The organism is Nitrobacter sp. 62-13, from assembly GCF_001896955.1.
In the GTDB taxonomy this organism is placed as follows: Bacteria; Pseudomonadota; Alphaproteobacteria; order Rhizobiales; family Xanthobacteraceae; genus Nitrobacter.
In genome coordinates this window covers 50931-61753 of sequence record NZ_MKRN01000003.1, presented here as the reverse complement: position 1 = coordinate 61753, position 10823 = coordinate 50931, and the positions used below count along the sequence as shown (strand labels likewise).

The 10823-nt window shown below is 62.3% G+C and carries 7 protein-coding genes and 2 pseudogenes; 2 read left to right on the top strand and 7 right to left on the bottom strand.

The genetic code is table 11. The features are described from left to right. Positions 1-148, bottom strand: a pseudogene (locus tag BGN91_RS00535) (amino acid ABC transporter permease); the annotation flags it as partial. Positions 149-213: 65 nt separating this feature from the next. Next, positions 214-1248 carry an amino acid ABC transporter substrate-binding protein gene (locus BGN91_RS00530; protein WP_292610011.1) on the bottom strand — a complete coding sequence of 345 codons (1035 nt, stop codon included), beginning with the start codon at positions 1246-1248 and terminating at the stop codon, positions 214-216. 358 nt (positions 1249-1606) lie between these two features. On the opposite strand from BGN91_RS00530, the gene metC reads away from it, so the two are divergent. Beyond that, a complete protein-coding gene (metC, locus tag BGN91_RS00525; RefSeq protein ID WP_292610010.1) occupies positions 1607-2803 on the top strand; it encodes a cystathionine beta-lyase in 1197 nt (398 codons plus the stop codon). A 124-nt stretch (positions 2804-2927) separates the two neighbouring features. Next, entirely contained in the window at positions 2928-4619 is a 1692-nt protein-coding gene (locus tag BGN91_RS00520; RefSeq protein ID WP_292610009.1) for a Na/Pi cotransporter family protein, read from the top strand. A 12-nt stretch (positions 4620-4631) separates the two neighbouring features. On the opposite strand, the gene BGN91_RS00515 is transcribed toward BGN91_RS00520, so the two are convergent. The 5 genes and pseudogenes from BGN91_RS00515 to BGN91_RS00495 all read right to left on the bottom strand — a co-directional run. Further along, a complete protein-coding gene (locus BGN91_RS00515; RefSeq protein ID WP_292610008.1) occupies positions 4632-4955 on the bottom strand; it encodes a lipid-A-disaccharide synthase N-terminal domain-containing protein in 324 nt (107 codons plus the stop codon). After that, the gene (locus BGN91_RS00510; protein ID WP_292610007.1) at positions 4948-5709 is read right to left on the bottom strand and encodes a glycosyltransferase family 2 protein; all 762 of its coding nucleotides are present in this window, start codon (positions 5707-5709) and stop codon (positions 4948-4950) included. Before BGN91_RS00510 ends, BGN91_RS00515 begins: the two co-directional genes overlap by 8 nt. Before the next feature lie 205 nt (positions 5710-5914). After that, positions 5915-7657, bottom strand: a complete 1743-nt coding sequence (locus tag BGN91_RS00505; protein WP_292610006.1) for a glycosyltransferase family 39 protein — start codon at positions 7655-7657, stop codon at positions 5915-5917. A 52-nt stretch (positions 7658-7709) separates the two neighbouring features. Next, positions 7710-9833 carry a penicillin-binding protein 1C gene (gene pbpC, locus BGN91_RS00500; protein ID WP_292610005.1) on the bottom strand — a complete coding sequence of 708 codons (2124 nt, stop codon included), beginning with the start codon at positions 9831-9833 and terminating at the stop codon, positions 7710-7712. Continuing rightward, positions 9830-10823 (bottom strand): annotated as a pseudogene (locus BGN91_RS00495) (alpha-2-macroglobulin family protein); the annotation flags it as partial. The pseudogene BGN91_RS00495 and the gene pbpC, both read right to left, overlap by 4 nt.

Sequence of the window (10823 nt, the reverse complement as noted above, 5' to 3'; positions counted from 1 at the left end):
AACCGAAGCCGGACGCGATGTGCTGCGTCTCAAGGTTTCCCCTTGCATTACCTACGATCTCGTAGCCGATCAAGACCAGAACGGCGACGAACAACCCTTGCAGTGCGAGCCCGCCCCAACCGGCTTTTCCGCCGAGCGCGCGTCGCAGTTTCAGGAAGAACTGCAGCGGCGGTTTTCGAGGCTCGGCGGCCATCGCCGGTTCAGTCGTTGACGCTAGCGGATCGGCGGTGCGTACTGAATGCCGCCCTGGTTCCAGAGCTTGTTAAGTCCGCGCGCGATTCCAAGCCGCGAACCAGCGCCGACGTTGCGATCGAACGACTCTCCATAATTGCCAACCGCCTTGATGATGCGCGTCACCCAGTCCTTGGTGAGGCCAAGCTGTTCACCGAAATTGCCATCGGTCCCGAAGACGCGCTTCAGTTCCGGCCTGTCCGATTTCGCCATCTCGTCGACGTTCTTCTGCGTGATTCCAAGTTCTTCGGCGTTGATCATCGCAAACAGCGTCCACTTGACGAGATCGAACCATTGATCGTCGCCGTGGCGCACCATCGGCCCAAGCGGCTCCTTCGAGATCACCTCCGGCAACACCGCATGATCGGCGGGATTGGAGAGTTTCAGCCGCTCGGCATAGAGTTGCGAAATATCTGAGGTAAACACATCGCATCGGCCTGATTCATAAGCCTTGATGGTTTCGTCGGCCGTGCTGAAAGCGATGACCTCGTACTTCATCTTGTTGCTCTTGAAGTAATCGGCGAGATTCTGTTCGTTCGTGGTGCCGGTCTGGACACAGACCGACGCGCTGTTCAATTCCAGCGCCGAATTGACCTTGAGCGATTTCCTGACCAGAAAACCCTGACCGTCGTAATAAGTCACGCCTGTGAAGTTTCCGCCAAGCGATGTATCGCGCGAGAGCGTCCACGTCGTATTGCGCGACAGAACATCTATTTCGCCGGACTGCAGGGCAATAAACCGGTCTTTGGCGGATAACGGAACGAACTTGACCTTGCTTGGGTCGTTAAATACGGCGGCCGCGATCGCGCGGCAGACGTCCACGTCGAGCCCTGTCCAGTTGCCTTTGTCGTCGGGGGCGGAAAATCCCGGCAATCCCTGGCTCACGCCGCAGGACAGCATGCCCCGCGCCCTGATCGTCTCGAGCGTAGTCTTCGCCTTCGCCGATTCCTGCGCGGATGCCGATTGCAGCGAAAGACCGGCGGCGAAAGCGAAAACGACAGCAAGTACGCATTTCATGGCAATGCCTTTCAAGGACATCAATGGATTGTCAATTTGTCGCCGTTCAGACGCCAGGTCGAATCCGGTCGGTCGATTTGTTTCCTCCGCCAATCGGGCCAAAGATGGACGTTGTCGATCAACCGAGAGCGAGAACAGGTCGAAACGTGGTAAGCCTCTCAACACCCGGCCAACAGCGGGTTCAGGGATACCGGGCGGATCGGATATCAAATTCACTCTACTGGCGGGCAGGGTCAAGGGGTTGACGAGGGTCTTCCCCTTCCTGTTACTAACGCAATCACTCCGAAAACACGATTCAACAAGTATCGAGGCGAACCCCGCGTCAGCGGCAAAACGCCTCCTTTGCAGCGGCAGGCAGATGACCTTCTCAAAGGGCGGCGAACCCACAGATTCGCTTCGAGCGGAAACCAGACTGGTCGTTTCGGGCCGCGACACCGAGGCTCAAAAAGGATTCATCAATCCTCCCGTCGTTCGCGGCTCGACCGTACTCTATCCGACAGCGAATGACCTGCACGTCCATCGCGGAGAATTCCATTACGGACGGCACGGCACTCCCACCACCCGCGCCCTGCAGGATGCATTGGCGGCGCTGGAAGGCCCTCAATGTGCAGGTGTTGGCCTCGTTCCATCGGGCGTGTCGGCGATCTCCACCGCTCTGCTGTCGATCCTGAAGACCGGCGATCACATCCTCGTCTGCGATAATGTCTACCGTCCCACGCGGAATTTCTGCGACGGGATCCTGGCGCGCTTTGGAGTCGAGACCGATTATTTCGATCCGCTGATCGGTTCGGATATCGCTGCGTTGTTCCGGCCCAACACCCGCGCCGTCATGGTCGAGGCTCCCGGTTCCCAATCCCTGGAGATGCCGGATGTTCCGGCGATCGCCGCGGTTGCGCATGCGCGTGGAGCGCTCGTAGTCGACGACAATACATGGGCGACCCCGCTGTTTCGCCGCGCGCTCGAACAGGGTGTCGACATCAGCATCCAGGCGGCGACCAAATACATCGGCGGGCATTCCGACATCATGTTCGGAACCATATCCCCCAACGCCCAGGCCTGGCCCGCGCTCACGGAAGCCATACGGCTGCTCGGCGTTTGCGCCGGTCCCGACGATGTGTTTCTGGCGTTGCGTGGATTGCGCACGCTTGCCGTAAGGCTGCGGTATCATCAGCAAGCCGCGATCGATGTCGCGCAGTGGCTCGCGAAACGGCCCGAAGTTGCGAGGATTCTGCATCCCGCCTTCCCCGATGATCCCGGCCACGCGATCTGGAAGCGCGACTTCACCGGTGCATCGGGGCTGTTCAGCATCGTCCTCAAACCCGCGCCGCCACAGGCCGTCGATGCATTGCTCGACTCCGTGAAACTGTTTGGCATGGGTTACTCCTGGGGCGGTTACGAGAGCCTCATCATTCCTTTCGATTGCGCCGCGTATCGCACTGTGACGCGTTGGGCACCGGGAGGGCCGACGCTGCGGCTGCACATCGGGCTGGAAAACGTCGACGATCTCAAGGCTGATCTCGAGCGGGGATTTGAGGCCTTCAACGCCCGGCAGTGAGTGTGGCCTCGAACCAAATTTTTCGCCTGCCAAATTTACTCCAGTCGGCCGAAATAAATGAATTGATCCATCGCTAATTGCCGATAGCCTGACCCTTCGACCCGAATTTGTTGACGGGGAACCCATGGGAAGCCTCGTTCTTCTCGATCTGATGGGGGGCATCGCGCTTTTGCTCTGGGGCCTGCATATGGTCCGGAGCGGAATCCTGCGCGCCTTCGGGCCGGACCTCCGCCGGTTTCTGGGCAAGGCGCTTCGCAATCGCTTTGCCGCCTTCGGCGCCGGCCTCGGTCTCACCGCCCTGCTCCAGAGCAGCACCGCCACCGGCCTGCTTACGAGTTCGTTCGCGGCGGAAGGCCTTGTAGGCCTTGTTCCGGCACTCGCGATCATGCTCGGCGCGAACGTCGGAACCACGCTGATCGTTCAGGTGCTGTCGTTCAACATCTCTGCGGCCGCGCCGATCTTTTTCGTGATCGGACTGGTGGCGTTCCGCAGCGGCGCCCGCTCCCGCGTCAAGGATGTCGGCCGTGTCTTCATCGGTCTTGGCCTGATGCTGCTGGCGCTCCACATTTTGCTGACGACGCTTGCCCCGGCTGAAAACGCACCGGCCGCGAGGGTTTTTCTGAACGCCATCACCGGCGATTCTGTCCTGTGCATTATCATCGGGGCCGTTACGACATGGGCCGTACATTCCAGCGTCGCAAGCGTGCTTCTGGTCATGTCGCTCGCCTATTCGCAATTCGTTTCACCACATGCGGCCTTCGCGCTGGTGCTCGGCGCCAATATCGGCAGCGCCGTCAATCCGGTCTTCGAAGGTGTCCGGCGCGATAATCCCGCGAGCTATCGGCTCCCGCTCGGCAACATGCTCAACCGGCTCGTTGGAGTGCTGCTGGTCACACCATTTCTGCACCCGATCGTGGATGTCATGCTGGCATGGCAGCCGAACCTCGCCAAGGCTACCGCCACGTTCCACATTGCGTTCAACGTCATGACCGCGATCCTTTTTATCGGCCTGCTCGACGGTGTAGCGCGCATGCTCGTGCGGCTCCTTCCCGACAAGCCGCCTGAGACAGATCCGTCGCGGCCTCGTTATCTCGACGAAAGCGCGCTGGAAACACCGTCACTCGCCCTCGCCGATGCGGCGCGCGAAACGCTGCGCATGGGCGACCTCGTGGAGGGCATGCTGCGCAGGGTGATGGACGCGATGATGACCAATGACAAATCCCTGGTCGATCAGGTCTCGCGGATGGATGACGGCGTCGACGGTCTCGATGAAGCGATCAAGTTGTACGTGACCAAGCTGACCCGCGGCAGCCTCGATGAGCGAGAGGGTCATCGCGCAATGGAGATCATCGCATTCGCCATCAACCTCGAACATATCGGCGACATTATCGACAAGAACCTGAGCGAACTCGCCACCAAGAAAATCAAGCGCCGCTTTCAGTTCTCTCCCGAAGGCGCAAGCGAGCTTTCAGCGTTTCACAAGCGGATCATGGATTCGCTTCGAATCGCCTTCGGTATCTTCATGTCGGGCAATGTCGATGAGGCTCGCGGGCTGATCGCCGAGAAAGTCGCGCTGCGCAACTTCGAACTCGCTGCGACCGAGCGGCATCTTGATCGGCTCCGCGAGGGACGCCTCGAAACGATCGAGACGACGTCGCTGCACCTCGATGTGCTGCGCGATCTGCGGCGGATCCATTCGCACATTTGCTCGGTCGCCTATCCGGTTCTCGACGCGGCAGGTCAGCTTCCCGCCTTACGGCCAAGCGAAACCGATCTGTTGGGGATTTCCACGCCGGCGGATATGTCTCCGCGCTGACCGGATACGACTTCACGTCGACGATTGGCGTCCGTTGAGGATGATGAAGTAGACGTTCCGGAAATACACAACCAGCCCCAGGGCCTGGCCGGCGATGAACACCGGGTCGCGCCGGTAAAGCGCGTAAGCCAGAAGAAGCGTCCCCCCTCCGATCGAGAAAAACCAGAACGCAACCGGGATCACGCTTTTTCGTGCGCGCTCGGAGGCGATCCACTGCACGACAAACCGCATCGTGAAGAGCGCCTGCGCCACGAAGCCGAGAACGACCCAGCCGTCGAACTTGGTGACGAACACATCGTAGAGATAGCTGGACAGCATACCGACCGTATCAGTCATGGCGCACAATCTCGGTTGCAACGGGCGTGGATTTCTTTCGCCGGATCAGCCACCACACACCGGCAAGGTCCATGATTCCGATCCACAGGCGATCGAAGAAGCCATAGTTCGACACGCCCGAACGTCGCGGCCGGTCGATTACGTCGACATAGGCGATGTCATAGCCTTCCCGCCGCACCAGCGCCGGCAGAAACCGGTGCAGGCCATCGAAGTAAGGCAGTGACAGGAACACTTCTCGCCGCAAGGCTTTCAATCCGCAGCCGGTGTCGCGCGTGCCGTCGCTCAGAACCCGGCTTCGTACGCCGTTGGCGATCCGCGACTGGAATTTCTTGAATCCGGTATCCTTGCGTCCGACGCGCTGGCCGGCGGCAAGACCGACGCGCGTGCCGCCGTTCTCGATTGCGGTTATCAGGTCGGGCAGGAACGCCGGATTGTTCTGGCCGTCGCCATCCAGCGTCGCAACGATCGCGCCGCGCGCCGCGCGCACCCCGGTCCGCACCGCCGCCGATTGCCCTGATGACTTATCGTGGCGGATCTGACGCACGTTCCCGCGCCGGGCCATGATCGCCGCCAGCCGCTCACCGGTCGCATCGGAGGAACCATCGTCAACGTAGACGATTTCGTAATTCCATCGTCCGTCGAGCGCCGTGGCGATCTCCTCGACGAGAGGCGCGACATTCTCCGCCTCGTTACGCACGGGCACAATAATGGACACTGTCGGCGCAGGCGTGCTGCTAGGCATGTCGTCGTTCATCGTCCCGATTGGTCCGCTGGTCAGAACCCCGCGCCAAACTGGTCTGGCCGCGCCCGCTTCTTATGGCGCGCAAGCGCCGTGGGCAACTCTTTTGAGATGCTCCGCCCGGGCGCGCGGAAACGTGTTGATAGCTGCGGCAATTGCGCGATCGATTTCCTTTCGGATGGATACACAAGCGCCGCATATCGCTAGGGACTTGACTATTCTAACGCGTTCCCTCCGAGCGGAAGATGGCGATCGAAATCGTCTTGCCCTGCGAGAAGTTATAGCCGTCGATGCGCGTCGCAACGTTGTAGCGCAATCCGATCGCTTCGGCGCGCTGCGCGAAGGCCCGCTCGGAACGGGATTCGACGAGCGCGAACCGGCAGCTTCCGTGACCGAGGAAATCGGCTGCGCCGGGGCCGTCGGTCAATAATGTCGACGTTCCGGTCATGAAGACCAGGCTTGGCTCGTGGTAACCTGCGGCGGCGACCTTCGGCCCTATGCACTCGACATTTCGTAGCGCGCGCGCGACTTCGGGACTCGGAAACAGCGGCGTCAGCGCCGCGACAATGATCCCGTAGACCGACGCGCTCAGAAAAAGCGCCGCCATGACCGCGTTCAGCAGAGAGCGTTCGGCATTGCCGTCGTCATAGAGCCACCATGCGAACAATCCGGAGATCAGGGCCGCAGCCGCAAAAGGCCACGCCAGAAACACGGGTTGACGCGTCAGGGTAATGGTCGCGATGACCGCAAGCACCAGGGTGATCGCCGGAATGGCGAACCACCACGCCGTGCCTTTCCTGAGCCACGATATGGACAGCAAACGGTGCTCCAGCGCCCAAATCGACAAGACCGCGATCGCCGGATACAGCGGCAGCACGTAATGCGGCAGCTTGGTCAAGACCAGTTCGAACACGATCCATGATGGAATCACCCATGCCAGCAGGAATCGCACTTCCGGCTCGCGACGCATCCGCCAGACGGCGGGCGCCGCCAGCCCCGCCAGGGGCGCGCCGGGCCAGAACGTGATCCAGAACAGCAGGAAGTAGGTTCCGGGCGGCGCTCCGTGTGACTCCTGCGCCGCGAGCTTGCTCAGCATGTCGCCGCCGATCGAGTCCGTAAAAAACGTATCTCCGGCGCGCAGGAAAATCGCGACGAACCACGGCATGACGAGGACCAGCATCCACATCAGCCCCCATACGGGCTGCAGACGCCTCAGCCACGACGCCGAACGATCGAGAACGGCGACGGTCCCGATCGTCAATCCCACAAACATCAGGATCAACGGACCCTTGAGCAAAATTCCCCCGGCGAGCGCGGTCCAGAAGATCGCCGGATATCTCCAGGACGGCCGCTCGAGGTTTCCGTCCCTCTGCCATGATAAATAAATCCGCGCGAGCGCACCCATCGCGGCAACGACGGTCAGCAGCAGCATGGCGTCGGTCTTTGCGAGCCGCGCTTCCACTCCGAGCAACACCGAACTGCACATCATCAGCCCGGCAAGAACGGCGCCGCGCCGCGACACGAAGGCGAGCGCCGTCCAGTACGTCAGAAGCACCGCGCCGATCGCGCCGATCAGGGATGGAACGCGGTACAGCCAGATGCGGATCTGCGCGCGCGGCAGCCCGAGCGACGACGCCGTTTCGACAGCGGCGGCCTGCAACCAGTAAATGCCGACCGGTTTCTTGTAACGCACCTCGTCCTGGAAGCGGATGTCGACGAAATCGCCGGTCTCGACCATCTGTTTGGTCGCCTGAGCGAAACGGGGCTCGTCGCGGTCGATCGGCGGGATGTTGAAGAAGCCGGGCAGAAAGAACAGCAGGCCGACGATGATCAGAAAGAGCACCGACCTGACGTGACGGGCAGCGACGAAGTCGATCGCAAGTGCCAGCCCACGTCCCGGATTCACCGGGGTTTTCGGTTCGCGCGCTTGTCCAAACCGGGGACGGGAAAGGGTCTCAGCCATGGGGGTTCCGCATACGCTGAACCCACCGCAGGGACAACCGCTTAACCTGTCACTATTGAATTCTGATCGTAACTGTGTCCGCCGCGCCAGCAGCATCCATAACCGTCAGCCGGACAAAGCCGGGTCCCGGCGGTTCGACCATCCGCTGACGCCGGCTTTCGATCTCTCCGACTACTTTTCCGTTGACCAGCATCGTCATCGGAAAGACACCGCCTGCGACTTTCACCGGCAGCGCGGACAGCTTTATGCCGTTCCCTCCTCCTCCGGCATCGATTCGCGAGCCGTTCAGCGGAAACTGGATACGAAGCGTGTGCTCGTTGCCGGTCCGGATCAGTTCACCCGCGGGACGAAATCGCCGCAGCGGAAGCGGCAGTTTTGCATTGCTGGCGATCAGCGTTCCGCGCGGAGCTTTCGGCAACGCTACCAATAGCTTGCCGGTGCGAGCGAAAGCATCGAACAAAACCGGCGCGGCTGCCACGCGCCCGATCAGGCCGGGCACCGGCGCGCCGTCCGGACGCCCGACCCAGACGCCGACCGTCATGCGGCCGTCGAAGCCGACGGACCACGCATCGCGATAGCCGTAGCTGGTCCCGGTCTTGAAAGCGATCCGGTTCCGCACCGCATTTTCGGGCGGCGGCGTCCCCAGAAGGACGTTGCCAACCTGCCACGCCGCGACCGCATCCATCAGCCGCAAAGGCTCTCGGTCGGCCCCGCTGTCGCGCACGATTTCACGCAACGGCAACACGCTGCCCAGCCTGGGAATGCCGGAATAGGCCTGCACCAGGTCATGCAACGTCACCCCGACGCCGCCAAGTCCCATCGCCAGGCCCGGAACTTCATCCTTCGGCAGCACCAGGTCTGCGCCCGCCTGTTTCAGCCGCGATGACAACCGACTGGCGCCGACGCGGTCGAGCAGTTCGATCGCCGGAACGTTGAGAGACAATTGCAGGGCGCGGCGCACCGCGACCGTGCCCTGAAACGTCATGTCGAAGTTTTCCGGCGCATAGCTGCCGAACCGGACCGGACGATCGTCGATCAGGCTGTCCGGGTGAACGAACCCGTCTTCGAACGCCAGCCCATAGATAAACGGCTTCAGCGTCGATCCCGGCGAGCGCACGGCCTGCGTCATGTCCACCTGCCCGGCGCGCCGTTCGTCAAAATAGTCGGCGGAGCCGACATGGGCCAGCACGTCGCCAGTGGCGTTGTCGACTGCGATAATTCCGATGGAAATGTCGGACCCGAGCGCGGCCGCGCGATCCCGCGCCAGCGCTTCGAGCGTTCGCTGCAATCCGGATTCGAGCGTGAGTCGGATGATGGTGGAATTCCTGACCGTCGCCAGCGCCCGATCGGTCGAATGCGGCGCCAACATCGGAAACGGGTTGCGCATGCGTCTGACCGGCACTGTCTTGGCCTGGGCGGCATCTTCCGCCGAGATGCGCGATTCCTCGACCATGCGTTCAAGCACGCGATCGCGGGCTGCGCGCGCGGCGGCCGGGTGCCGGTCGAGACGACGCCTTTCCGGCGATTGCGGCAGGGCCACGAGCAGCGCCGACTCCGCAAGCGACAACCGCTTCGGCTCCTTTCCGAAATAGGCGATCGAGGCCGCGCGGATCCCTTCGAGATTTCCGCCGAACGGCGCAAGCGTCAGATAAAGGTTGAGGATCTCATCCTTGGAGAGTTCGTGCTCGAGCTGGAACGCGCGCACGATCTGACGCAGCTTGGCGTGAATCGACCGTCGACGCCGCGGTTCGATCAGCCGGGCAAGCTGCATGGTGATGGTGGACCCGCCCGAAACGATGTGGCCGCGCGTCAGGAGTTGCAGCGCGGCTCGGCCGAGCGCGAGCGGATCGACGCCCGCGTGCGAATAGAAACGCTGGTCTTCATAACCCAGCAGCAGCTTGAGATATCCCGGATCGACCTCGGTCCTGGCATCGACCGGCAGCCGCCACCGCCCGTCGGCCATGGCGAAGGCGCGCAGCAATTTGCCGTTGCGGTCGAGCACCGTCGTCGAGACCTCGCGCGCCTCCGCCAGCGGCAAGGGCCCCAGCGAGACGATCCAGCCAGCCGCCGCAGCCGCGGTCACGGCCACGATAACCGCCATGACCACAGCCGCCAGCTTCACCCGCTGCCAGCGGCGCGGCGGTGTCGTCGTTGCTGCGGTGTCGGATGCGGTCATTTCGCGGCACGCACCTCGACGCGGCCGGTGCCGGTGCGCCCGTAGCGCGAGGGATTGTACATGTCCTCGACATAGGCTTGCGGCAATACATATTTGCCAGGCGACACCGCCCGCACGACATACGCGACGGTGAACACCGCCTTGTCGTTACCGGCGCGATCGAAGGCCGCGGTGAACCGGTCGTCGCGGAATTCCGTGTTGACCGGCTGCTGACCATCCTCGATCCAGTCGAGAGTGCCGGTGTCGCCGGACGAGACCAGGTGGGGATTGTCGATCTCGAATCCTGCCGGAAGATAGTCGGCCACCATGATGTGACCGTAAGCCGGCTTGGCCTCCGTAATCTTGAGAACGACGGCGAACCGGTCGTTCTGTCTGGCTTGAGCCGGATCCGCAGGCGTTCCGTCGAGGGTGAAATAGTTTCGTTCGATCGCAAAGCCGTTCGATTTCGCCGGTTCCGGACTTACCGGTGCGCCGGCCACGGAAATCACCGCCTGTACCGGGGCGTCGCCGGTGTTGGTGATCTTGATCGGCTTGCCCGCCACCTCATCCGCCTTATAGCTGCGATAGAGCGCGGTCTTGACCGGGGCGCCGGCGACGTCGAGCGACATGGTTTCCTTCGCAAGCGCCCTTGCCGCCAGAACCAGCCACGCATTCTCTTGCGTGGAGGTGTAGGGCGTCAGTCCGCGCGCCGCCTCGACCCGCTGCACCGCCTGCGTCACCGTAGCACGCGGTGCGTTACCCTCGCCCGCCAGCGACACCAGCGCGGCTGCATCGCGCAAAGCCGAGCCGTAGTCGGCCCGACCGAACTCGATGGCGGGTTTCGGCGCGAGACTTTGGGCCGCCGCCGCATACACGCGTTCCGCCCGCGCCCGGTCTCCCACAAGCGCGAGCGCCGCAGCCAATTGCGCCTTGGCGATCGGCGTCGCCAGATTGTCCAGCTTGGTATCGGCCAGATAGCGCAGGTCTCCGATCGGCGCGGTCCCGTTTCTG